Below are 23,489 nucleotides of genomic sequence, written 5' to 3'. Positions count from 1 at the left end.
GCCTTCAGCCCCGCGGGAGGGTCGCGACCACCAGGTACGACGCCTCCGCGCGGGTGGCGGTCAGGGTGCCGCCCAGGCTCCGGACGCGCTCCGCCATGCTCGCCGTGCCCGAGCCCGCCGAGACGGGGGCGCGGCCGGGGGTCCGGTCGGGCAGCCCATTGCTCACGGCGATCCGCACGTGCGGTCCGTCCGCGGCGACCGACACCTCGATGGTCTCCCCGCGCGCGTGCTTGGCCGCGTTGGTCAGGCACTCCTGGACCACCCGGTAGACCGCCGCCTGGCGCAGCGGCGACAGCGCGTGCGCGTCCGGGTCCAGGACGAGCCGTACGGGTGACCCGGCCCGCTCGCTCTCCTCGGCGAGGGCCGGCAGCCCGTCGACACCCGGGGTCGCGGCCCGCTCCCCGCGCTGCACGATGATGTCGTTGAGCACCAGATGGGCTCGGCGCGCGGTGTCGGCCAGCTCCTCGAAGTCCTTGGCGTACGCCGTCCGGCGCGCCCGTACCGACAGCACCTCGGAGCGTACGGTCAGCAGGGTCAGCTCCCGTCCGACGAAGTCGTGGACGTCGCGGGCCACGGAGGTGCGCTCCTGCTGGACGGCCTGGAGCACGGCGGACTCGGCCCGCCGGGCGGTGAGCTCGGCCACCAGGTCGTGGCGGTAGGCGGCGATCCCGACGGCCGAGGCGAGCACCCCGATGGGCACGACCAGGCTGAGGAAGGCGCTGAGGGTCTCGACCCGCGGCTCGGGCCAGCCCGGCAGCAGGAACATCACCAGCGCGAAGGCCACGTAGGCCAGGGTGGCCAGGATCCCGGCCCGGCGCCCGCGGTAGCGGCCCACCGAGTACAGCGCGAACTGGATCAGGGTCAGCTCGTGCAGCCAGCCGAGGAACAGGAGCGCGGCGAGGAAGGACAGCCAGGGCATCCGGCGCCGCAGCAGCAGGGTCGAGCAGCCCGCGGCGAGGACACAGGCGGCGAGCGGGCCGCTGAGGGAGTTGTCCGCGGCGGCCAGGCCCGGCAGGTCCAGCGACATCAGGCCCAGGCAGCCGAGCGCGATGAGCACGTCCAGCGCCTTCGGAGAACCCGCCCAGCACGCGGCGAGCCGACGGCCGGTGGCCACGGCCCAGGGGAGCGCCGAGGCGACGGGCTTGACGTGCATGCCCTCCATCATCCGTGGTCGGCCGGGCGGATCGGATCCGGCCGGACCGGATAAAAAGTGATATGAGGCACTCCGGACGGGCCGGCTTCGCCGCCCTCGCGGGCCCGGGCCCGGCCCTGGTCGCCGGGGCGGTCCTCCCGCGCCGGTTCTGGCTGGGCCTGTGGGCCGCGATCGCCGCGGGCTTCGCCTTCACGGTGTGGCTGATCGGGCAGTGCCGGTACGTCATCGGAGCGCTGTGCCCGTGGTGCACGGCCGTCTGGGCGGTGATGATCCCGCTGTCCTGGTACGTCACCCGGCGCCTGGCGAAGCCCGGCTCCGTGCTGGGGGCGGTTCCGCACTGGCCGGTACCTCCGGCCCGGTATGGGGTGCTGTCCGTGCTGATCGCGGCGGAGTTCGGCGGCCGCCTCCTGTAACGCCCGCTCCACACGGGGCGGCACGCGGCGAAGGCCCCCGCACCGACCGACGGTGCGGGGGCCTTCGCCGTACCACCTGGGCCTACGCGGGCGGCAGCGCGTCCAGCTGGGCCTGGATCCGGACGATGTCCGCCCCGGCCTTGGCCAGCCGGCCCTTGATCTTGTCCACGACGTTGTCGGGGGCCTTGGCCAGGAAGGCCTCGTTCCCGAGCTTCGCCTCGGCCTGCTGCTTCTCCTTCTCGGCGGCGCCGAGGTCCTTGGAGAGCCGCTTGCGCTCGGCCGCGACGTCGATGGTGCCGGACAGGTCGAGCGCGACGGTGGCGCCGCCGACCGGGAGGGTCGCCGTGGCGCTGAACTCCTCACCCTCGGGCTGGAGGCGCAGCAGCTGGCGGATCGCCGGCTCGTGCGCGGCCAGCGCCGTACCGGCCAGGTCCAGGCGGGCCGGGACCTTCTGGCCGGGCTGGAGGCCCTGGTCGGCGCGGAAGCGGCGGACCTCGGTGACGACGGCCTGGAGGTTCTCGATCTCGGCCTCGGCGGCCTCGTCGCGGAAGCCGCTGTCCTCGGGCCAGTCCGCGATGACGAGGGACTCCCCGCCGGTCAGGGTGGTCCACAGGGTCTCGGTGACGAACGGGACCACCGGGTGCAGCAGGCGCAGGGTGGTGTCCAGAACCTCGCCGAGGACGCGGCCGGAGACCTCGGCGCCCTCGCCGCCCGCGAAGAAGGTCGTCTTCGACAGCTCGACGTACCAGTCGAAGACCTCGTCCCACGCGAAGTGGTAGAGGGCCTCGCTGAGCTTGGAGAACTGGTAGTCGTCGTAGTACGCGTCCACCTGGGCGACCGTCTTGTTCAGACGGGACAGGATCCAGCGGTCGGTCGCCGACATCTTCTCGACCGGCGGCAGCTCGCCCTCGATCGTCGCGCCGTTCATCAGCGCGAAGCGCGTGGCGTTCCAGATCTTGTTGGCGAAGTTGCGGGAGGCCTGGACCCAGTCCTCGCCGATCGGGACGTCGGTGCCGGGGTTGGCGCCCTTGGCCAGGGTGAAGCGGACGGCGTCGGAGCCGTACTTGTCCATCCAGTCCAGCGGGTCGACGACGTTGCCGAAGGACTTCGACATCTTCTTGCCGCGCTCGTCGCGGACCAGGCCGGTCAGCGCGATCGTCTTGAAGGGGACCTCGCCGTCCATGGCGTACAGGCCGAACATCATCATCCGGGCGACCCAGAAGAAGATGATGTCGTGGCCGGTGACCAGGACGTCGGTGGAGTAGAACTTCTCCAGGTCCGGGGTCTTCTCCGGCCAGCCCAGCGTGGAGAACGGCCACAGGCCGGAGGAGAACCAGGTGTCGAGGACGTCGGTGTCCTGCGTCCAGCCCTCACCGGTCGGGATCGCGTCGTCCGGTCCGACGCAGACGATCTGACCCTCCGGGCCGTACCAGATCGGGATCCGGTGGCCCCACCACAGCTGGCGCGAGATGCACCAGTCGTTGAGGTTGTCGACCCAGTCGAAGTACCGCTTCTCCATCTCCTGCGGGTGGATCGTGACACGGCCGTCGCGGACGGCGTCGCCCGCCGCCTTGGCGAGCGGCTTGACGCCGACCCACCACTGGAGGGACAGCCGCGGCTCGACCGTGGTGCGGCAGCGCGAGCAGTGCCCGACGGAGTGCTGGTACGGGCGCTTCTCCGCGACGATGCGGCCCTGCTCGCGCAGGGCGCCGACGATCGCGGACCGCGCCTCGAAGCGGTCCAGGCCGAGGAAGGGGCCGTGGACGGTGATGACGCCGTGCTCGTCCATGACCGTCATGTTGGCCAGGCCGTGCCGCTGCCCGATCGCGAAGTCGTTCGGGTCGTGCGCCGGGGTCACCTTGACCGCGCCGGTGCCGAACTCCGGGTCGACGTGCGTGTCGGCGACGACGGGGATGGTCCGGTCGGTCAGCGGCAGCTTGATCTGCTTGCCGACCAGGTGCGCGTAGCGCTCGTCGTCCGGGTGGACGGCGACGGCCGTGTCACCGAGCATCGTCTCGGCACGGGTCGTGGCGACGACCAGGGACTCCTCGCCCTCGCCGTACCGGATCGAGACGAGCTCGCCCGCGTCGTCCTGGTACTCCACCTCGATGTCGGAGATGGCGGTCAGACAGCGGGGACACCAGTTGATGATGCGCTCGGCCCGGTAGATCAGGCCGTCGTCGTAGAGCTTCTTGAAGATCGTCTGGACGGCCTTGGAGAGCCCCTCGTCCATGGTGAAGCGCTCGCGCGACCAGTCGACGCCGTCACCGAGGCGCCGCATCTGGCCGAGGATCTTGCCGCCGTACTCTTCCTTCCACTGCCAGACGCGGTCGACGAACTCCTCGCGGCCCAGGTCGTGGCGGGACTTGCCCTCCTCGGCGAGCTGCTGCTCGACCTTGTTCTGAGTGGCGATGCCGGCGTGGTCCATGCCCGGCAGCCACAGCGCCTCGTACCCCTGCATCCGCTTGCGGCGGGTCAGGGCGTCCATGAGCGTGTGCTGGAAGGCGTGCCCCAGGTGCAGGGAGCCGGTGACGTTCGGGGGCGGGATGACGATGGTGTACGGCGGCTTCTCGCTCGCGGGGTCGGCCGTGAAGTACCCACGCTCCACCCAGCGCTCGTAGAGCTTCCCCTCTACCTCGGCCGGCGCGTACTGGGTCGGCAGTTCGGAGTCGGGGGCGCTGGGTGTCTGCGTGTTCTCGGTCACGGGGCACAGTTTAGAGCGGTAACAGTCCAGTCATGAAACCGGTAATCCAGGGGCCCGCCGCCCTGCCCGCTCCCGGCTTCCGTCAGGATGTGAGGGACGTATAAACAACCTCAGTGGGGGACGCCGGATGAGCTACAACCAGCCAGGACCGTACGGACAGCAGCCGCAGCAGCCGCAGCAGCCCGGTCCGTACGGGCAACAGCCCCCGGCCCCCGGCCCGTACGGCCAGGGCGCGCCCCAGCCCGGGTACGGCTACCCGCAGCAGCCGGGCGTCCCCCCGCAGGGCTACCCCCAGCAGCCGGGGCACCCGCAGCAGGCCCCGCAGCCGGGCTACGGCTACCCGCAGCAGCCGGGCGTACCGCCGCAGGCCCCGTACGGCGGGATGCCTCCGCAGCAGGCCCCGAAGAAGTCCAAGACCCTGGTCATCGTCGCCGCGGTCGTCGCGGTCGCGGTGATCGCGGGCGGTGGCTGGTACTTCCTGAAGGGCGGCGGCTCGGACGGCGCCGTCGCGGCCGACACCAAGGGCTACAAGCTGGTCGCCCCGGCCGCGGTCGACGACTTCAAGCAGGACCCGAACTACGGGAAGAGCAAGAACGAGTTCACCGAGACGGAGAAGAAGGAAGCCGAAGCGGCGGGCATCAAGAACCCGGTCCAGGTGGGCATGAACTACCAGGCCGGCGACCCGAAGAACCCGCTGTCGGCCAAGATCCTCAACTTCCAGGGCCTCTACGGTGAGCTCGCCGACCCGGAGAAGAGCGTCGACGGCTACTTCGCCATGGCCAAGATGAACATCGCCAAGGAGGACAAGGACACCGAGATCGAACTCATCGGCAGTCCCCAGGCGATGACCCCGGCCGGCTTCAAGGGCGCCGTGATGAAGTGCCAGAACTTCAAGTTCAAGGCGAAGAAGGCCAGCACGAAGGGCCCTCAGGAAGCCACGCTCCCGATCTGCATCTGGGGTGACTTCAGCACCCTGAGCGTGGTCACCGCCACGGACGCCGCGTCCGTGCTCGCCGGCAAGGCGGGCTACACCCTGGAGCAGACCGCGGAACTCACCGCGAAGCTCTACAACACCTCACGCGTCAAGGTCTGACCCGGCGCAACGCGAGAGGGGCGCCCCCGGCCGGGGGCGCCCCTCTCGCGTACTTCCGTGCGGCTAGGCCGACTTCTCGTGCGGGCCTTGGTCCTTCGGGACGATCCGCGGGACCAGCGTCGGGTTGACGTTGGAGCGGACGACGTCCGAGGTGATGACCACGCGGGCCACGTCCTTGCGGGACGGGACCTCGTACATCACCGACATCAGGACCTCTTCCATGATGGCGCGCAGGCCGCGCGCGCCGGTCTGGCGCAGGATCGCCTGGTCCGCGATGGCCTCCAGCGCCTCGCGCTCGAAGTCCAGCTCCACCCCGTCGAGTTCGAACAGGCGCTGGTACTGCTTCACCAGTGCGTTGCGCGGCTCGATCAGGATCTGGAGCAGGGCCTCGCGGTCCAGGTTGTGCACGGAGGTCAGGACGGGAAGGCGGCCGATGAACTCGGGGATCATCCCGAACTTCACCAGGTCCTCCGGCATGACCTCGTGGAACTGGTCGCTGGCCTCGATCTCGCGCTTCGAGCGGATCGTCGCCCCGAACCCGATGCCCTTGGCTCCCGCACGCGACTCGATGATCTTCTCCAGGCCGGAGAACGCGCCGCCCACGATGAAGAGCACGTTCGTGGTGTCGATCTGGATGAACTCCTGGTGCGGGTGCTTCCGGCCGCCCTGCGGCGGGACGGAGGCGGTCGTGCCCTCCAGGATCTTCAGCAGGGCCTGCTGGACGCCCTCGCCGCTCACGTCGCGGGTGATCGACGGGTTCTCGCTCTTGCGGGCGACCTTGTCGATCTCGTCGATGTAGATGATCCCGGTCTCGGCCTTCTTGACGTCGTAGTCGGCCGCCTGGATCAGCTTGAGCAGGATGTTCTCGACGTCCTCGCCGACGTACCCGGCCTCCGTCAGCGCCGTCGCGTCCGCGATGGCGAACGGGACGTTCAGCATGCGCGCGAGGGTCTGGGCCAGCAGGGTCTTGCCCGAACCGGTCGGACCCAGCAGCAGGATATTGGACTTCGCGAGCTCGATCGCGTCGTCCCGGCCCTGCGCGCCGCCGTTCTCGCCGGCCTGGACCCGCTTGTAGTGGTTGTAGACCGCCACGGAGAGCGCCTTCTTCGCCGGCTCCTGGCCGACGACGTAGCTCTCCAGGAACTCGTAGATCTCACGGGGCTTGGGGAGTTCCTCCCACCGGACCTCCGAGGTCTCCGCGAGTTCCTCTTCGATGATCTCGTTGCAGAGGTCGATGCACTCGTCGCAGATGTACACACCGGGTCCTGCGATGAGCTTCTTCACCTGCTTCTGGCTCTTTCCGCAGAACGAGCACTTGAGCAGGTCGCCGCCGTCACCGATGCGTGCCACGAGGTGCTTCCCCTTCGCCTGGGAGACGCCTGGTTCAGCGCTCCTGGTGCCTCATATCCGACGGTACCTTGCCGGGGGCCCCGTGCGGGGCCCCCTTGACGTGGTTCACATCGCCGAATGCGGCAACGCGCCCACGCCAACTGACGGCAAGGATCAGGCCGAGCTCTTGCGGGTGGAGATGATCTGGTCGATCAGGCCGTACTCCAGCGCGCCCTCGGCCGTGAGGATCTTGTCGCGCTCGATGTCGTCGCGGATCTTCTCGATCGGCGTCGTCGAGTGCTTGGCCAGCATGGTCTCCAGCTGGTCGCGCATGCGCAGGATCTCGTTGGCCGCGATCTCCAGGTCGGAGAGCTGCTCGCGACCGGTGCCGCCGGAGGGCTGGTGGATCAGCACGCGGGCGTTCGGCAGGGCCATGCGCTTGCCGGGGGTGCCGGCGGCGAGCAGGACCGCGGCGGCGGAGGCCGCCTGGCCCATGCAGACCGTCTGGATGTCCGGCTTCACGAACTGCATCGTGTCGTAGATCGCCGTCAGCGCGGTGAAGGAGCCGCCGGGGCTGTTGATGTAGATCGAGATGTCGCGGTCCGGGTCCATCGACTCCAGGCACAGCAGCTGCGCCATGACGTCGTTGGCGGAGGCGTCGTCGATCTGCACGCCGAGGAAGATCACGCGCTCCTCGAAGAGCTTCGCGTACGGGTCGTACTCGCGCACGCCCTGCGAGGTGCGCTCGACGAAGCGCGGGATGACGTAGCGGTTGTCCACCTGCGGACCGGTGTGGAGGCCGCTCGCGGGAGAGAGGTTGTTCATGTACATCGAGGTGTTCACCATCCTGGTGGCGTTCTGCGGGCTGTCGGCTGCCGGGTACTGACGGGTGGTGCCGGGGATCAGGCCCCGGTGCCGCCGCCGCCCGGAACGTTGGACGCGGCAGAGATGATCTCGTCGATGAGGCCGTACTCCTTGGCCTCCTCGGAGGTGAACCAACGGTCGCGGTCACCGTCGCGGATGATCGCCTCGACAGTCTGGCCCGAGTGGAACGCGGTGATCTCGGCCATGCGCTGCTTGGTGCGCAGCAGGTACTGGGCCTGGATCTTGATGTCCGACGCGGTGCCCCCGATGCCGGCGGAGCCCTGGTGCATCAGGATGTCGGTGTTCGGCAGGGCGAAGCGCTTGCCCTTGGCGCCGCCGGTGAGCAGGAACTGGCCCATGGAGGCCGCCATGCCCATACCGATGGTGACGACGTCGTTCGGGATGTACTGCATGGTGTCGTAGACCGCCATGCCGGCCGTCACGGAGCCACCGGGGCTGTTGATGTACAGGAAGATGTCCTTCTCCGGCTCGGCGGCCAGGAGGAGGAGCTGCGCCGTGATCTTGTTCGCGATGTCGTCGTCGACCTGCTGGCCGAGGAAGATGATGCGCTCGCCGAGCAGCCGGTTGTAGACATGGTCGCCGAGGCCGCCGCCGATGGACGGCTCACCCGCGGCGTAAGGCTTCAGATTCGTCACGTATCCACCTGCTCGTCTCCGACGGCCATGTGCCGTCTCAGCGTCTCGTTCTGGGGCGCGGCCCGACCGGTGCGGACAAGTCCGCCGGCTCCGGGTACTCCCGTGCCCTCGTATTCATGGACCCTAACGCGCAGGTAGGACAACGCCATCCCGCTTCCCGAACTGTTCGCTCGGAGCGCAAGGTGCGCGGGCCTTTCGGAGGCCGTGCAGAAGGGCCCGGACGCGTCGGCGTCCGGGCCCTTGGAGGCACTGCTCAGCGGGCTGCGCCCGGGGTGTTACTTGGCCTCGTCGGCCTTGTCCTCGTCGGCCTTGGCCTCGTCGGAGTCGGCGGCGGCCGTCTCGACCTCGGCGACCGCCTCGGCACCGTCCTCGTCGTCTTCGTCGGAGAGGTCGACGACCTCACCCTTCGTGTCGACGACCTTGGCGGACTCGACGACGACCGCGAGGGCCTTGCCGCGGGCGACCTCGCCGACCAGCATCGGAACCTGGCCGCCTTCGACGACGGCCTGGGCGAACTGGTCGGGGGACATGCCGGAGGACTGCGCACGCCGCATGAGGTGCTCGGTGAGCTCCTCCTGGTTGACGCCCAGCTTCTCCTTGTTGACCAGCGCGTCGAGGACGAACTGGGTCTTGATGCCCTTGACGGCCTGCTCGGAGGTCTCGGCGTCGAACTCCTCGACCGTCTTGCCCTGGAACTCCAGGTACTTCTCGATGGTCAGACCCATCTGGCCGAGCTGGTGGTGCTCGAGGTTGTGCTTGCGGGTCTGGACCTCGTCCGCGAGGAGCTTCTCGGGGATCGGGACCTCGACGAGCTCCAGCAGCTTCTCCAGGACGCGCTCCTGGGCCTGCGTGGCCTGGTCGAACTGCTTCTGGTTCTCGAGGCGCTTGCGGCTGTCGGCCTTGAGGTCCTCGAGGGTGTCGAACTCGCTCGCCATCTGCGCGAACTCGTCGTCCAGCTCCGGCAGCTCACGGGCGGAGACCTTGGTGACCTTGACGGTGACCTCGGCGTCCTTGCCCTCGGCGGAGCCGCCCTTCAGCTGGGAGGTGAAGGTGGCCTCGCCACCGGCCTCCAGACCCTTGACGGCCTCGTCGATGCCCTCGAGGAGCTCGCCCGAGCCGATGGTGTAGGACACGTCGGACGCGACGCCGTCCTCCAGCACCTCGCCGTCGACCTTGGCCTCGAGGTCGAGCGTGACGACGTCGCCGTCCTCAGCCGCGCGCTCGACGTCCTTGGTGGACGCGAAGCGGCCGCGGAGCTGCTCCACGGCCTTCTCGATGTCCTCGTCGGAGACCTCGACGGCGTCGACCTCGACCTCGATGCCGGAGTAGTCCGGGATCTCGATCTCGGGCCGGACGTCGACCTCGGCGGTGAAGGCCAGCAGTTCGCCGTCCTTCAGCTCCGTGATGTCCACCTCGGGCTGGCCCAGCGGGTTCAGGTCGGCCTCGTTGACCGCCTCGGTGTAGAACTTCGGGAGGGCGTCGTTGACGGCCTCCTCCAGCACCGCACCGCGGCCGAAGCGCTGGTCGATGACGCGGGCGGGGATCTTGCCCTTGCGGAAGCCCTTCACCGTGACCTGCTGGTTGATCTTCTTGTAGGCCGCGTCGAGGCTGTCCTTGAGCTCCTCGAAGGGCACCTCAACAGTGAGCCGAACCCGAGTCGGGTTCAGGGTCTCCACGGCGCTCTTCACGGTTCGGTCTCCTTGTGGCTGACTGCTGGGGGTTCTGCCTTCGCGCTGCGATTCAGCGGTTCCGGCGGACTTCGGCCCGGTACATCAGACACACGGGCACGCAGCTTGCATAGTAACCGCAAGCGGCAATCAGCCCACAACGTGATCTTGTGGCGGCCCTCTGTGGATCTGAGGAGACGCTGCCGGTGGTCGGGGTGGCCGGATTCGAACCGACGACCTTCCGCTCCCAAAGCGGACGCGCTACCAAGCTGCGCCACACCCCGTCGGTGCGACACGTAGGGTACATGCCCGGAGACCCTCCGATGCACGGTATTGCGGACGCCCTCACGGCACGTGCCGCCACGACCGCGCAATCCGGTGTGCGTTTGCCCGGCGCGACCCGCTAGGATGCTGTCCGTGCCACGGTCTCAAGACCTGTGTGCGCGCGTTGCGGGTGTAGCTCAATGGTAGAGCACTAGTCTTCCAAACTAGCTACGCGGGTTCGATTCCCGTCACCCGCTCTGAAGCGAAAAGGGCCAGGTCAGAGGACGTTTCCTCGACCTGGCCCTTCGCCGTTCCCGGGGGCGGCCACGCGGTGCGATCGACGCGCATCGGGTGGGGGGATGGCATGAGCGCGGGCATGGCGCGCTCCCCGGCAGTGGCGACAGGGAATGGATCATCCGCGACGCCGAGGGGCGGAAGTAAGAGGTTGCAGCCGGTGGCGATCCGGAGGCGGAAGGGCCGGGCCGAGGGGTTCGGCCCCGGCCCGGCCCGCCTCGCGCCCGGGGCGGGCGGTCAGAGCTTGATGTTCGCGATCATCGACGCGAGCGAGTTCAGGAAGCGGTTCACGTCGTCCGCGATCGAGCTGGACGCCAGGAAGAAGCCGAAGAGGGCCGCGACGATGGCGGGGCCCGCCTTGATGTGGTTGCCGCGGATCAGCACCACCAGGATGACCGCCAACAGAACCACCACTGACAGCGAAATGGCCACTACTGATCACACCTTCGGTCGTCCCCTGGTCGGCCCGGGGCGCACGGCCGCGCACGCCCCCACGCACCATCCTCCCACCAACAGGCCCCGGCTATCCGCCCCGTGGGGAATCACCACTGTTCCGTTTCCGTCAACCGCGTGCGCGTTACGTACATTTCGGGCAGGCAGTGGTCGTTAAGGGGCGGTGAGGCCGAGCAGGGCGCGGACGTGGGCGTACTTCGCGGTCAGTCGCTCGCGGGTGGGGGCGTCCAGTACGGAGAGCCGCACGGGGTCGGCGTTGTGCGCGAGGTCGGACTCCTTCACCAGGAGGGCGCCCGGGGTCGCCAGGATGCGGGCCGCGTACGTCTCCAGCGGTTCGCCGGGGCGCTTGGTGACCGCGAGGACCATCTCCTTGACCGGCTGCGGCAGGGCGGCCGCGTCCAGCCAGGTGAGGCTGAGGGCCTCGTCCTCGATCGCGTCGTGGAGCCAGGCCGCCGCCTGCTGTTCCGGGGTGCCGCCGCGCAGCCGGACGCCTTCGGCCACGGCTGCGAGGTGCTCGGCGTAGGGGCGGCCCGACTTGTCGGTCTGGCCCTCGTGCGCGGCGCGGGCCAGGGCCTCGACCTCGATGAGGGTGAGGGTCTGCTGCGTCATGCGGTCTCCCTTGCTGCCGTACGGAGCGCCTCGGCGGCCCGGTGCGCATCCGCCTGCGTGGTACGCCAGTTGGAGAACGCCGCGCGCAGGGCCGGGGTTCCCGCGTAGTGGGTGGGCGTGACGAAGACCTCCGCCGAGGCGGCCTCCCGGAGCGCGGCGAGCCGGGCGGGGGTGGGGTCTTCGGCGAGGGTGAAGCAGACCACGTTCAGGCGGACGGGGGCCAGGAGGCGGAAGGCCGGGTCGGCGGTCAGGCGCTCGCCGAGGACGCGGGCGCAGGCGATGTCGCGCTCGACGATCTCCCGGTGGCCTTCGCGGCCGTACGCGCGGAGCGTGAACCAGGCGGCGAGGGCGCGCAGCCGGTGGGAGTTCTCCGGGGTGAGGTGGACCAGGTCGGGATGGTCGCCGAGGGGGCCGAGGTAGGCGGCGGAGTTCTGGAAGACGCGGGCTTGGAGGTCCTGTCTGCGGGTGAACTGGACGGCGCTGTCGTAGGGGACGTTCAGCCACTTGTGGAGGTCGACGCACAGGGAGTCGGAGGCGTCGAGGCCGGCGGCGAGGTGGGCGTGGGCCGGGGAGAGGGCGGCGAAGGCGCCGAAGGCCGCGTCGGTGTGCAGCCAGAAGTCGTGCCGGGCCTTGAGGGCGGCGACGGCCGGGAGGTCGTCGAAGTCGACCGTGTTGACGGTGCCCGCGTTGGCGACGACCACGGCCGGGCCGGGCGTGTCGGCGAGGGCCCGGTCGAGGGCGGCCGGGTCGACGGCCTCGCGGCCGGGCAGGGTGGGGACGCGTACGAGGGAGTTGCGGCCGAGGCCGAGGACCGAGAGGGCCTTGGCGATCGAGGAGTGCGGGGCGGCGGAGAGGATGCGGACGGGGCCGAGGGCGGCCACCCCGTCCTCGGCCGGGGAGACGCCGGCCCGTTCGCCCAGCCATTCGCGGGCGATCGCGAGGCCGGTGGTGTTGGACATCGTGGCGCCGCTGACGAACGTGCCGGTGTGGGCGGCCGAGAGGCCGAACAGGTCACGGAGCCAGCCGACGGTCTCACGTTCGAGGTCCTGGCCCCCGCCGTCGAGGGCGGAGTTGGAGTTCTGGTCGTGGGCGGCGGTGAGCCAGTCCCCGGCGAGGGCGGCGGGGGTGGCCCCTCCAGTGACGAAGCCGAGGTAGCGGGGGCCGGCCGAGGCCGACAGGCGCGGCGTCCAGCGTTCCTGGAAGGCGGCGAGGGCGGCGGCCGCGCCGGTGCCGTGCTCCGGGAGGGGCTCGGGGTCGTGCGGGGCCGCGGGGGCGGTGGCCGCCGGTACGACGGGGCGCGCGTCCAGCGTCTCCAGCGCGGCGGTGGCGGCGCGGCGGGTGGCGTCGAGGAGGTCGGGGAGCCGGGCGAGGTCGGCGGCGAGCGTACGGTCCATGGGGGCACGGTAGGGCCCCGCCGGGCGGCGGGGGCGGGCCAATCCGGGCCGAGTGGCCCACGGCGGCCCCCGGGGGCGTTCGCGGCCCCGGCCCGGAGTGCGCCGATCGCCTCCGGCGGCGGGGTGCGCACACCCCGCTGCGGGGTACCCGCCCCGGCCGGCCGCGCGACGTGCCGCGCCGGGCTGCCCGACGGCCCGGGAACCGGCCCGACCGGCGACGCCCCGTCGCCCGAGGTCAGGCGGCCGGGCAGCTCGGTGGGCGGGCGAACGGTGAGGCGGAGTGGTAGCGCGACCGCGGGCGAGCCGGGCCGGCAGCCAGGTGACGGTGCGACACGGGTGAGGCAGCCAGGGAAGGGACGGCTCGGGCCGCGCGCGTACGCAGACCTATAGGCAACCGGACGGACTGACGCGGAGGGCAGGGTAAGCGGGCTGGGTGACAGGGCAGCCGCCCAGCGGCCGGGACCAGGCTGCCCGGCCCGCCGCGGCAACCGGGGCGGGCGGGGCAAAGGTCAGGCAAGTAGGCGGAGTGCCGGCCAGGCGGCCGCGTCCGGATCAGGGCTGGGCAGCCGGGCAGAGCCACGCATGACGGGCGGCCGCCGGGCGGGCGCAGCAGTGGTCCGGCACAGCCGCAGGGCAGGTCGGCAACCTGAGCAGCGGCGGAGCGGGTGGGCGTACGACCGGGAAGCCGCATGGCGGGCGCAGCCGCAGGGCAGGTCGGCAACCTGAGCAGCGGCGGAGCGGGTGGGCGTGCGACCGGGAAGCCGCATGGCGGGCGAAGCGGCGCGGCCCCAGAAGCCGCAGGGCGGGCGGCGGCGCGCGTCCGGAGCAACCGCAGAACGAGCGGAACAGCGCGGCCCCAGCGGCCGCAGCATCCCCAGTACGAGCGGAGCAGCGCGGCCCCAGCGGCCGCGGCATCCCCAACACCCGCAGAACGGGCGCAGCAGCACGCCCCCAGCAGCCGCAGGGCGGAGGGGTGGTGGGTGGGGTGGGTCAGGCGGAGCGGCGGATGAGGAGGAGGGCTCGGTCGTCGTTGACGTCCTTGGCGACCTTCTCGATCAGGTGCCAGGCCGCGCCGTCCCAGCCGGCGGCGACGTACCGGTCGGCCTCGCCGGTGAGGCGGTCGATGCCCTCGCTGATGTCGCGGTCGGAGGTCTCTACGAGCCCGTCGGTGAAGAGCATCAGGACGTCGCCGCGCCGCAGGTTGCCGCGGGCCGGGGTGAACTCGGCCCCGTCGTAGACGCCGAGCAGGGGGCCCTCGCCGGTCTTCTCCTGCCAGCGGCCGGTTCCGGCGGAGAGCTGGAGGGCGGGGAGGTGGCCGGCGGAGAGGAGTTCGTAGTCGCCGGTCTCCAGGTCCAGGACCAGGTGGATGGAGGTGGCGAAGCCCTCGTCCCAGTCCTGGCGGAGCAGGTAGCCGTTGGCGGCGGGCAGGAAGCCGTGCGGCGGCAGGGCGCCCAGGAGTCCGCCGAAGGCGCCGGAGAGGAGCAGGGCGCGGGAGCCCGCTTCCATGCCCTTGCCGGAGACGTCGGTCAGGACGATCTCCAGGGTCCGGCCGCCGTTGGTGCGGGCGGCGACGACGAAGTCGCCGGAGAAGGACTGCCCGCCGGCCGGGCGCAGGGCCATCTCGCGGTGCCAGCCGCGCGGCAGGGCGGGCAGCTTGCTCTGGACCCTGATGCGTTCGCGCAGGTCGAAGAGCATGGTGCCGCCGCGTCTCCAGGGCACGCCGACGCGGCTGCGGAACTGGGCGATGACGAGACCGAAGAACCCGCAGGCGGCGACGACCAGCACGGTGCCGGGGGTGACCCGCGCCGGGCCCTGGGCGTAGGGGCCGAGGACGAGGGCCTCGACGATCAGCGCGGCCGCGGAGGCGGCGTACAGGGCGAGCAGGCTGGCGGGCCGCAGCAGCAGGCCGCCCGCGACGATCGGCAGGACGAGCGCGGAGGGCGAGAACCAGATCGGCAGCATGAGCGTGCCGCACGCGATCGCGGGAATGGTGAGGAGGAGACCGACGAACGCCAGCCAGTCGGAGGCGTCGCCGCGGAAGTAGTCGACGGCGGATTTGCGCAGTGCGGTGCGTGCCCGGTGCCACAGCATGCGCATCCGGGCCGTGAGGGTCTCGACATGTGCTCCGGCCATTGCTTCGGGACCCTATCCATCCTGGCTGTGGATGCGCAGGGGTACCCCCGGACCTGAGGCCCTGCCGGCGGTTGCCAGGCGCCCGAAAAGCCGTCGACTGCGGCGGAATGCCCTGATAGGGATGGGCACATGACCCTTGAGATGCGCGTATTGCAGTCCGATGAGTGGGATGTCTGGTACGACCAGCTGGAACTGGCGTTCGGTGGTGTGCCGGAGTCCCCGCAGGAGCGGAAGCTCTACGCGGCGCTGACGGAGGCGGAACGTTCGCTCGGCGTCTGGGACGGCGGGACGTGCGTGGGTTCGGCGGGCGCCTTCTCCTTCCGCCTCTCGGTTCCGGGCGGCACGCTGGTCCCGGCGGCCGGGGTCACGATGGTGGGCGTCTCCCCCACCCACCGCCGGCGCGGGGTGCTCACCTCCCTGATGCGGCGCCAGCTGGACGACGTCCGGGCGGCCGGCGAGCCGCTCGCCGTGCTGACGGCGTCGGATCCGGCGATCTACGGACGCTTCGGCTACGGCACCGCGGCGTACTCCCTCTCCGTGGACATCGACACGAGCCGGGTCGACATAGTCGTGCCGCCGGGCACGGACGCGGTGCGGCTGCGCCTGGTCGACCCCGAGGAGGCGCTGGCCGCCTGCGAGCGGGTGTACGCGGCGCTGGTCCCGGGGCGGCCCGGGATGACCGCCCGGCAGCCGGGCTGGGAGCGGCAGGCGCTGCTGGACGCCCCCGCGATGCGCGGCGGCGGGTCTCCGCTGAAGTGCGTGGTCGCCGAGGGGCCGGACGGAGCGGTGGCCGGGTACGCCCGCTACCGGGTCACTCCCGAATGGGACCTGGCCGGGTCCCGGGGGCGGGTGGACGTCAACGACCTGGACGCGCTGGACCCGGCGGCGTACGCGGCGCTGTGGCGCTACCTCTTCGGGATCGACCTGACCTGGTCGGTACGGGCGAACCGGCGGCCGGTGGACGATCCGCTGCTCCACCTGGTCAGCGATGTCCGCCGGTCGCAGCCGCGTTTCCGCGACTCCCTGCACCTGCGGCCGGTGGACCTGGCTGCGGCGCTGGAGGCCCGGACGTACGAGTCTCCGCTGGACGTGGTGCTGGAGGTGGAGGACGCCTTCTGCCCCTGGAACGCGGGGCGGTGGCGTCTGACCGCCGACGCGAAGGGCGGTGCGCGGTGCGCCCGGTCCGAGGATCCGGCGGAGCTGGCGCTGTCGGTGCGGGAGCTGGGTTCGGCGTACCTGGGCGGCATCACGCTCGCCTCGCTCGGGGCGGCGGGCCGGGTGCGCGAACTGCGTCCGGGCGCCCTGGCGGAGGCGTCCCGCGCGTTCGCGGGGAACGTGGCCCCCTGGCTCCCGCACGGGTTCTGACCCGCGGGGCGGGCGCCCGCCCCGGTCCCGCCCAGGCCGTCCCTCTCGGATGGTGCCGGGTCCGTGTCGTCCGGCAGAGACGGCCTAGCGGGACTGGCAGGCGGGGCACCAGAAGAGGTTGCGGGCGGCGAGGTCGGCGGTGCGGATCTCGCCGCCGCAGATGTGGCAGGGCAGGTTCGCCCTGCGGTAGACGTACACCTCGCCGCCGTGGTCGTCGACCCTCGGTGGGCGCCCCATGGCCTCGGGCAGGTGCTCGTCGCGGACGGTGTCGATCCGGTTGTTCCGCACGCCTTCGCGCATCAGCACGACGAGGTCGGCCCACAGCGCGTCCCACTCGGCCCGGCGCAGGTCGCGGCCCTGGCGGTACGGGTCGATGCCGTGCCGGAAGAGGACCTCGGCGCGGTAGACGTTGCCGACGCCCGCGACGACCTTCTGGTCCATCAGCAGGCCGGCGATGGTGCTGCGGGAGCGCGAGATCCGGGCCCAGGCCCGGTCCGGGTCGTCGGCCGGCCGCAGCGGGTCGGGGCCGAGCCGGTCGTGTATGTCCTTCTTCTCGCCCTCGCCGATCAGCGCGCAGGCCGTCGGGCCGCGCAGGTCGGCGTAGTGCTCGTCGCCCAGCAGCCGCAGCCGGACCGTGTCGGTCGCGGGCGGCGCCGGGGCGGGGCCGAAGCCGAGCTTGCCGAAGAGGCCGAGGTGGATGTGGACCCAGGCGTCGCCCAGTTCCAGGAAGAGGTGCTTGCCGTGCGCCTCGGCGCCGTCCAGCACCCGCCCGTCGAGCAGGGCAGCGCTCTGTGCGAACCGCCCCTGGGGGCTGCTGACCCGGACCGGGCGGGCGGCGAACCGCTCGATGTGGTCCTGGGCGAGGCGGTGGATCGTATGCCCCTCGGGCACGGCTGGGCTCCTCGGACGCGGGACGGCGCGTGGACGCGGGACGGCATGACAACGGCCGTGCCGCCCCGGGGGCGGCACGGCCGGAGAGCGGGATCAGCCCTGCGGGTGGTGGGCCGGGATCGGGGGGAGCTCGCCGGTCTGCTCGTAGGCGGTGAGCATCTCGATGCGCCGGGTGTGGCGCTCCTCGTCCGAGTACGGGGTCGCCAGGAAGGCCTCGATGAAGCTGACGGCCTCGTCCTGGGTGTGCATCCGGCCGCCGACGGAGATCACGTTGGCGTTGTTGTGCTCGCGGCCGAGCTTGGCGGTCTCGACGCTCCACGCCAGGACGGCGCGGACACCCTTGACCTTGTTCGCGGCGATCTGCTCGCCGTTGCCGGAGCCGCCGATCACGATGCCGAGGCCGTCCGCGTCGGCGGCGGTCTTCTCCGCGGCGCGCAGGCAGAACGGCGGGTAGTCGTCCACCGCGTCGTAGATGTGGGGCCCGCAGTCGACGGGCTCGTGGCCGTTGTTCTTGAGCCAGTCCACCAGGTGGTTCTTGAGCTCAAAGCCGGCATGGTCGGATCCGAGGTACACGCGCATGGGACGAGTGTGGCACGAGCGGGCCCGACGGCAGGCAGCGGGTGTCGCGTAAATCACTTCTAAAGCTCAAGTAAACCCAAAGAACGCAGATGGGACACGGCAGGACGGAGATCCCGGACGTTCGCCCCCGCGCAACGATCCGGATTGAGGTCTTCCGTCCCGCGTTCATCTCAGGTTTGAATGCCGGGGCTCGCAACCCGAGAACCTAAGGAACCGTCCATGAGCTCCACGACGACCCTTCAGAAGGCAGGCGACTCCCCCGGTGACCCCGGTGCCGCCCAGCCGTCAGACGGTCTGAAGGCCGGTCTCAAGAACCGCCACCTGTCCATGATCGCCATCGGCGGTGTCATCGGCGCCGGACTCTTCGTCGGCTCCAGCGGCGGCATCGCCAAGGCCGGCCCCGCCATCCTGATCTCCTACGCGCTGGTCGGCGCGATGGTGGTCTTCGTGATGCGGATGCTGGGCGAGATGGCCGCCGCCAGCCCGAACTCGGGCTCCTTCTCCGCGTACGCAGACCGGGCGCTCGGCCGCTGGGCCGGCTTCTCCATCGGCTGGCTGTACTGGTTCTTCTGGGTCGTGGTGCTGGCCGTCGAGGCCACCGCCGGAGCGGTGATCCTCGAAAGCTGGATCCCGGCCGTCCCGCAGTGGGCCTGGGCCCTGATCGTGATGGCGGTGCTGACCGTCACCAACCTGGGCTCGGTCGCCTCGTACGGCGAGTTCGAGTTCTGGTTCGCGGGCATCAAGGTCGTCGCCATCGGCGGCTTCGTGATCGTCGGCCTGCTGGCCGTCTTCGGCGTCCTGCCGGGCTCGGACAACCCGGGCGCGGGCTTCGCCCACCTCACCGACGCCGGCGGGTTCATGCCCAACGGCTGGGGCGCGATCCTCACCGGTGTGCTGATGGTCGTCTTCTCCTTCATGGGCAGCGAGATCGTCACCCTCGCCGCCGGCGAGTCCGAGGACCCGCGCCGCGCGGTCACCAAGGCCACCAACTCGGTGATCTGGCGCATCGGCGTCTTCTACCTGGGTTCGATCTTCGTCGTCATCACCCTGCTGCCGTGGAACGACAAGTCGATCCTGGAGAAGGGCTCGTACGTCGCCGCCCTCGACTCCATCGGCATCGCGCACGCGGGGCAGATCATGAACGTGATCGTCCTGACGGCCGTGCTGTCCTGCCTGAACTCGGGCCTCTACACCGCCTCCCGCATGGCGTTCTCGCTGGGCGAGCGCGGTGACGCCCCGAAGGCGTTCGCGAAGGTCAACAAGCGGGGCGTGCCCGTCGCCGCGATCCTGGGCTCCGTCGTGTTCGGCTTCGTCGCCGTCTACTTCAACTACGCCTTCAAGGACACGGTCTTCAACTTCCTGCTGAACTCCTCGGGCGCGGTCGCCCTCTTCGTGTGGCTGGTGATCTGTCTGACGCAGCTGCGGATGCGCAAGATCCTGGTCCGCGAGGCGCCGGAGAAGCTGACCGTCAAGATGTGGCTCTTCCCGTACCTCACCTACGCCACCGCCGCGATGATCGTCTTCGTCCTGGGCTACATGCTCTTCGACGACGCCAACCGCCAGGTCGTCCTGCTGTCGCTGCTGGTCGCGGCTGTGGTGCTGGCCATCGGCGTGGCCCGCGACATGCGCCGCAAGGCCGCCGAGCGCGCCTCGGTCTGATCGGACCGGGCGGCCCCCGCGCCGCCTCCCCGGACACACGGCAGCCCCGGACCGCGCTCGCGGTCCGGGGCTGTCGCACAGGGGGACGGGCGGCTCAGCCGCGGCGGCCCACCAGCTTCCAGGCGGCGGGCAGGGCGCCCATCGCCAGCGCCGCCTTGAGCGCGTCGCCGATCAGGAACGGGGTCAGGCCCGCCGCGACGGCCGCGGTCAGGGACATCCCGGCCGAGGCCATCAGGTAGGGCACGCCGACCGCGTAGATCACAGCGGAACCGAGCACCATCGTGCCCGCGGTACGCAGGACCGAGCGGTCCGCGCCGTGCCGCGCGAGGGCGCCGACGACGGTGGCGGCCAGCAGCATGCCGAGCACGTAGCCGAAGGAGGCCCCGCCGGCCCCGGAGGTGCCGTTCGCGAACCACGGCACCCCGGCCGCGCCGACGAGGGCGTACAGGGCGAGTGCGAGGAAGCCGCGGCGGGCGCCGAAGGCGGCGCCGACGAGCAGCGCGGCGAAGGTCTGCCCGGTGACGGGGACCGGGGAACCGGGAACCGGCACGGCGATCTGCGCGGCGATCCCGGTGAGCGCGGCTCCGCCGACGACGAGCGCGATGTCGCGGACGCGGCTCGCGGGCAGCAGGTCGGCGAGGACGGCGCCGGGCCGGAAGACGGCGGGCGAGGCGGAAGCGGTGCTCATCGTGGCTCCGAGGGTGAGGGTTTCGACCGGGACACCGTGACGCTAACCCCGGCCCCCGTGCGGCCCCACCGTCGCCCGGCACAAAGCGATGATCCCCGCAGTGGTGGGGTGTTCACAAAAAACCTCTACCCACAGGTAACCCGAGCGTCCGAAGTGATGCGGATCACCCCTGCGATAAGCGCGTGAGGTCCGTTTTGCGTCGCCGCTCCTGACTCGGAGACACTGTCGGAATGTCACAAGCACCTTTGGTGGACCTCCCAGCGGAGCCCTTGAGCCACGGCCTCAAGCAGCGCCACCTGACCATGCTGGGCCTCGGCGGCGTGATCGGCGCCGGGCTCTTCGTCGGCTCCGGCGCGGGCATCGGGATCGCCGGTCCGGCGATCATCTGCTCCTACCTGCTCGCGGGCGTCCTGGCGATGCTGGTGATGCGTGCGCTCGGCGAGATGTCCGCCGCCATGCCCGCCTCGGGCTCCTTCTCCGTGTACGCGGAGAAGGCACTGGGCCGCTGGGCCGGCTTCTCGGCGGGCTGGCTCTACTGGTTCCTGCTGGTCGTGGTGCTGGCCGTGGAGGCGACCGGCGCCGCGAAGATCGCGAACGGCTGGCTGCCGTCGGTGGACCAGTGGGTCTGGGTGCTGATCTTCATGGTGGTCTTCACCGTGAGCAATCTGGCCGCCGTGAAGAACTTCGGCGAGTTCGAGTTCTGGTTCGCCGCCCTCAAGGTCGGCGCGATCGTGCTCTTCCTGATCCTCGGCACCCTGGCGATCTTCGGCCTGCTCCCCGACACCGACCCGGTCGGCATGGCGAACCTGACCGGCCAGGGCGGGTTCTTCCCCGCCGGCATGGGCGGGGTGGTCGCCGGCATGCTCGCCGTCGTGTTCGCCTTCGGCGGCCTGGAGGTCGTCACGATCGCCGCCGCCGAATCGCAGGACCCCGCCCGCTCCGTGGCCCGCGCGGTGCGCAGCGCGGTGTGGCGCATCCTCTTCTTCTACGTCGGCTCGATGCTGGTCATCGTGACCCTGCTGCCGTGGGACTCGCTGCGGCCCGGCGAGAGCCCGTACGTCGCCGCGCTGGACTCCATCGGCATCCCGGCGGCCGGCCAGATCATGAACATCGTGGTGTTCGTGGCCCTGCTGTCGGCGCTGAACGCGAACCTGTACGGGTCCTCTCGCATGGTGTTCTCGCTGGCCGAGCGGGGCGAGGCGCCGACGTCGCTGCTGAAGGTCTCGGGCGGCGGGGTGCCGCGCCGGGCGGTCTTCGCCTCGGTGGCCTTCGGTTTCGTGTCGGTCGTGCTGAACCTGCTGTGGCCGGAGACGATCTTCCTCTACATGCTCAACGCGGTCGGCGCGGTGCTGCTGTTCGTGTGGGCGCTGATCGCGGTCTCGCAGCTGAAGCTGCGCCGCGTCATCGAGCGGGACATGCCGGAGCGGCTCACGCTGCCGATGTGGCTGTTCCCGTACCTGACGTGGGCCGCGCTGGCCGGCATGGCGGCGGTGCTGGTGCTGATGCTGTTCGACGACTCGGCCCGGCCGCAGCTGCTGTGGTCGACCGGGGCCGCCGGCCTCGTCCTGCTGGTGGCGTGGGTGCGGGAGATCCGCGAGCGCCGGGCCGGCTGACGCACCGCCAGGCGCCGCGGGTGCCCGGGGCCTCCTGGTCCCGGGCACCCGCGCGTCGTACGGGGAGGATCACGGCCGGTGAACCAGGTGTCCGGATGATGGACGCGAGACGTCCGATTATCGGACGATCGGCACACTGGGCGCATGAGTCAGCGCACGATCACGCAACCCGAGCAGCCGGCGCCGCCACAGGCCGACGCCGGCTCCCCCCTCGGCAACGGACTGAAGCAGCGCCACCTTTCGATGATCGCCCTCGGCGGTGTCATCGGCGCCGGCCTCTTCGTCGGCTCCGGCGCCGGCATCGCGGCCGCCGGTCCCTCGATCGTGCTGGCGTACGCCGCGTCCGGCGTGCTGGTGATGTTCGTGATGCGGATGCTCGGCGAGATGTCCGCCGCCGATCCCGCCTCCGGCTCCTTCTCGGTGCACGCGGAGCGGGCGGTCGGCCCCTGGGCCGGGTTCACCGCGGGGTGGATGTTCTGGACGCTGCTGTGCGTGGGCGTGGCCATCGAGGCCATCGGCGCGGCGCACATCATGACCGGCTGGTTCCCGGGGACCCCCTCGTGGATGTGGGTGCTGGTCTTCATGGCCGTCTTCTGCGGGTCCAACCTGGCCGCCGTCTCGAACTTCGGCGAGTTCGAGTTCTGGTTCGCCGCCCTGAAGATCGGGGCGATCGCCCTCTTCCTGGGCCTGGGCGTGCTCGCCGTCCTGGACCTCCTGCCCGGCTCGGACGCCCCCGGCACCGCCAACCTCCTGCACGACGGCGGCTTCCTGCCCAACGGCGTGGACGGCCTGCTGGTCGGCCTGCTCGCCTCGGTCGTCGCGTACGGCGGCCTGGAAACCGTGACCATCGCGGCCGCCGAGTCCGAGAACCCGGTCAAGGGCGTCGCCCGGGCCGTGCGGACCACGATGTGGCGGATCGGACTCGTCTACGTCGGCTCGATGCTGGTCATCGTGACCCTGCTGCCGTGGAACGACCCGGCGGTGACGCAGGACGGACCGTACGCGGCCACCCTGGACCGCCTGGGCATCCCCGCGGCCGGCGAGATCATGAACGTGGTCATCCTGATCGCGCTGCTGTCCGCGATGAACGCCAACATCTACGGCTCCTCCCGCATGGCCTACTCCCTCGTCTCCCGCGGCCAGGGCCCGAAGGCGCTGGGCAAGGTCACCCGCCGGGTGCCGCGCCGCGCGGTGCTCGCCTCCTCCGGCTTCGGATTCGTCACCGTGCTCCTCTCCTACTGGTACCCGGACACCCTGTTCGCCTGGCTGCTGAACATGGTCGGCGGGGTCATCCTCGTCGTCTGGGGGTTCATCGCCGTCTCCCAGCTCGTGCTGCGCCGCCGGCTCGAGCGCGAGGCCCCCGAGAAGCTGGTCGTGCGGATGTGGGGCTTCCCGTACCTGACGTGGGTGGCGCTCGCCGGAGTGGCCGGAGTCCTGGTGCTGATGGCCCTGGACGCGGACACCCGGGTGCAGGTCGTCTTCACCGGCGGGCTGACCGTCGCCCTCGCGGCGACCGGCTGGATCCTGCAGCGCCGGTCGGCCGCCCGCACCGCGGGATGAGGCTCCCGTCCGGCGCGACACCCCCGCCGGACGGCAGGTCGGAGGCCGGGCCCGTGCGATCGCACGGGCCCGGCCTCCGGCGTTCCGGAGGACGCGGGAGAGAGGTAA

Annotated in this window: 19 protein-coding genes and 2 tRNA genes; 7 read left to right on the top strand and 14 right to left on the bottom strand. The window is 71.1% G+C overall.

The features are described 5' to 3' along the window. Positions 1-4: 4 nt before the first annotated feature. Positions 5-1,153, bottom strand: coding sequence for a sensor histidine kinase (locus tag ACFWW8_RS05120; protein ID WP_386523832.1), 1,149 nt, complete (start codon positions 1,151-1,153; stop codon positions 5-7). A 62-nt stretch (positions 1,154-1,215) separates the two neighbouring features. Between ACFWW8_RS05120 and ACFWW8_RS05115 the strand changes: the two genes are divergently transcribed. Next, positions 1,216-1,566, top strand: coding sequence for a vitamin K epoxide reductase family protein (locus tag ACFWW8_RS05115; RefSeq protein ID WP_386523829.1), 351 nt, complete (start codon positions 1,216-1,218; stop codon positions 1,564-1,566). An 82-nt stretch (positions 1,567-1,648) separates the two neighbouring features. On the opposite strand, the gene ACFWW8_RS05110 is transcribed toward ACFWW8_RS05115, so the two are convergent. Further along, the gene (locus tag ACFWW8_RS05110; RefSeq protein ID WP_386523826.1) at positions 1,649-4,270 is read right to left on the bottom strand and encodes a valine--tRNA ligase; all 2,622 of its coding nucleotides are present in this window, start codon (positions 4,268-4,270) and stop codon (positions 1,649-1,651) included. 127 nt (positions 4,271-4,397) lie between these two features. Here ACFWW8_RS05110 and ACFWW8_RS05105 point away from each other — a divergent pair, with 127 nt between their 5' ends. After that, on the top strand, positions 4,398-5,363 hold the full coding sequence (locus ACFWW8_RS05105; RefSeq protein WP_386523824.1) for a hypothetical protein: 966 nt from the start codon (positions 4,398-4,400) through the stop codon (positions 5,361-5,363). A gap of 63 nt (positions 5,364-5,426) precedes the next feature. On the opposite strand, the gene clpX is transcribed toward ACFWW8_RS05105, so the two are convergent. The 5 genes from clpX to ACFWW8_RS05080 all read right to left on the bottom strand — a co-directional run bounded on the left by clpX (position 5,427) and on the right by ACFWW8_RS05080 (position 10,163). After that, complete coding sequence (clpX, locus tag ACFWW8_RS05100; RefSeq protein WP_351597473.1) at positions 5,427-6,713, bottom strand: ATP-dependent Clp protease ATP-binding subunit ClpX; 1,287 nt, start codon at positions 6,711-6,713, stop codon at positions 5,427-5,429. 153 nt (positions 6,714-6,866) lie between these two features. Continuing rightward, positions 6,867-7,538, bottom strand: coding sequence for an ATP-dependent Clp protease proteolytic subunit (locus ACFWW8_RS05095; protein ID WP_269287547.1), 672 nt, complete (start codon positions 7,536-7,538; stop codon positions 6,867-6,869). A 56-nt stretch (positions 7,539-7,594) separates the two neighbouring features. Next, positions 7,595-8,212, bottom strand: coding sequence for an ATP-dependent Clp protease proteolytic subunit (locus ACFWW8_RS05090; RefSeq protein WP_053674923.1), 618 nt, complete (start codon positions 8,210-8,212; stop codon positions 7,595-7,597). A gap of 275 nt (positions 8,213-8,487) precedes the next feature. After that, positions 8,488-9,900 carry a trigger factor gene (gene tig / locus ACFWW8_RS05085; RefSeq protein WP_386523818.1) on the bottom strand — a complete coding sequence of 471 codons (1,413 nt, stop codon included), beginning with the start codon at positions 9,898-9,900 and terminating at the stop codon, positions 8,488-8,490. A 186-nt stretch (positions 9,901-10,086) separates the two neighbouring features. Further along, positions 10,087-10,163: transfer RNA gene (locus tag ACFWW8_RS05080), tRNA-Pro, on the bottom strand. Positions 10,164-10,329: 166 nt separating this feature from the next. Here ACFWW8_RS05080 and ACFWW8_RS05075 point away from each other — a divergent pair. After that, positions 10,330-10,400, top strand: a tRNA-Gly gene (locus tag ACFWW8_RS05075). Between the two features lie 274 nt (positions 10,401-10,674). Here the strand turns inward: ACFWW8_RS05075 and ACFWW8_RS05070 are convergent. The 4 genes from ACFWW8_RS05070 to ACFWW8_RS05055 all read right to left on the bottom strand — a co-directional run bounded on the left by ACFWW8_RS05070 (position 10,675) and on the right by ACFWW8_RS05055 (position 15,026). Further along, positions 10,675-10,869: a hypothetical protein gene (locus tag ACFWW8_RS05070; protein ID WP_351280718.1), complete on the bottom strand. Its 195-nt coding sequence runs from the start codon at positions 10,867-10,869 to the stop codon at positions 10,675-10,677. Between the two features lie 174 nt (positions 10,870-11,043). Then, a complete protein-coding gene (locus ACFWW8_RS05065) occupies positions 11,044-11,499 on the bottom strand; it encodes an HD domain-containing protein (RefSeq protein WP_386523814.1) in 456 nt (151 codons plus the stop codon). Continuing rightward, positions 11,496-12,893, bottom strand: a complete 1,398-nt coding sequence (locus ACFWW8_RS05060) for a pyridoxal phosphate-dependent decarboxylase family protein (RefSeq protein ID WP_386523811.1) — start codon at positions 12,891-12,893, stop codon at positions 11,496-11,498. Before ACFWW8_RS05060 ends, ACFWW8_RS05065 begins: the two co-directional genes overlap by 4 nt. Before the next feature lie 990 nt (positions 12,894-13,883). After that, the gene (locus ACFWW8_RS05055) at positions 13,884-15,026 is read right to left on the bottom strand and encodes a PP2C family protein-serine/threonine phosphatase (RefSeq protein ID WP_386523808.1); all 1,143 of its coding nucleotides are present in this window, start codon (positions 15,024-15,026) and stop codon (positions 13,884-13,886) included. Between the two features lie 129 nt (positions 15,027-15,155). Here ACFWW8_RS05055 and ACFWW8_RS05050 point away from each other — a divergent pair, with 129 nt between their 5' ends. Continuing rightward, positions 15,156-16,391, top strand: coding sequence for a GNAT family N-acetyltransferase (locus ACFWW8_RS05050; RefSeq protein ID WP_386523805.1), 1,236 nt, complete (start codon positions 15,156-15,158; stop codon positions 16,389-16,391). An 84-nt stretch (positions 16,392-16,475) separates the two neighbouring features. Here ACFWW8_RS05050 and ACFWW8_RS05045 read toward each other — a convergent pair whose 3' ends face one another. Then, positions 16,476-17,282, bottom strand: coding sequence for an Fpg/Nei family DNA glycosylase (locus ACFWW8_RS05045; protein WP_386523802.1), 807 nt, complete (start codon positions 17,280-17,282; stop codon positions 16,476-16,478). A 93-nt stretch (positions 17,283-17,375) separates the two neighbouring features. Continuing rightward, positions 17,376-17,861 (bottom strand): ribose-5-phosphate isomerase, encoded by a 486-nt coding sequence (locus tag ACFWW8_RS05040; protein WP_386523799.1) that lies wholly within the window; start codon positions 17,859-17,861, stop codon positions 17,376-17,378. A 219-nt stretch (positions 17,862-18,080) separates the two neighbouring features. Between ACFWW8_RS05040 and ACFWW8_RS05035 the strand changes: the two genes are divergently transcribed. After that, entirely contained in the window at positions 18,081-19,520 is a 1,440-nt protein-coding gene (locus ACFWW8_RS05035) for an amino acid permease (RefSeq protein WP_386523796.1), read from the top strand. A 94-nt stretch (positions 19,521-19,614) separates the two neighbouring features. Here the strand turns inward: ACFWW8_RS05035 and ACFWW8_RS05030 are convergent, their stop codons facing one another. Next, complete coding sequence (locus tag ACFWW8_RS05030; RefSeq protein ID WP_386523793.1) at positions 19,615-20,208, bottom strand: biotin transporter BioY; 594 nt, start codon at positions 20,206-20,208, stop codon at positions 19,615-19,617. 230 nt (positions 20,209-20,438) lie between these two features. Between ACFWW8_RS05030 and ACFWW8_RS05025 the strand changes: the two genes are divergently transcribed. Both ACFWW8_RS05025 and ACFWW8_RS05020 read left to right on the top strand, forming a co-directional pair. After that, positions 20,439-21,821, top strand: a complete 1,383-nt coding sequence (locus ACFWW8_RS05025; protein WP_386523790.1) for an amino acid permease — start codon at positions 20,439-20,441, stop codon at positions 21,819-21,821. A 144-nt stretch (positions 21,822-21,965) separates the two neighbouring features. After that, a complete protein-coding gene (locus tag ACFWW8_RS05020) occupies positions 21,966-23,381 on the top strand; it encodes an amino acid permease (RefSeq protein ID WP_386523787.1) in 1,416 nt (471 codons plus the stop codon). The last annotated feature ends 108 nt before the right edge of the window (positions 23,382-23,489 follow it).

Origin of the sequence: Streptomyces sp. NPDC058701, from assembly GCF_042715295.1 — a bacterium.
Taxonomy (GTDB): domain Bacteria; phylum Actinomycetota; class Actinomycetes; order Streptomycetales; family Streptomycetaceae; genus Streptomyces.
Note: the sequence above shows the minus strand (reverse complement) of the source record. Positions and strands in the feature narration are given on the sequence as shown.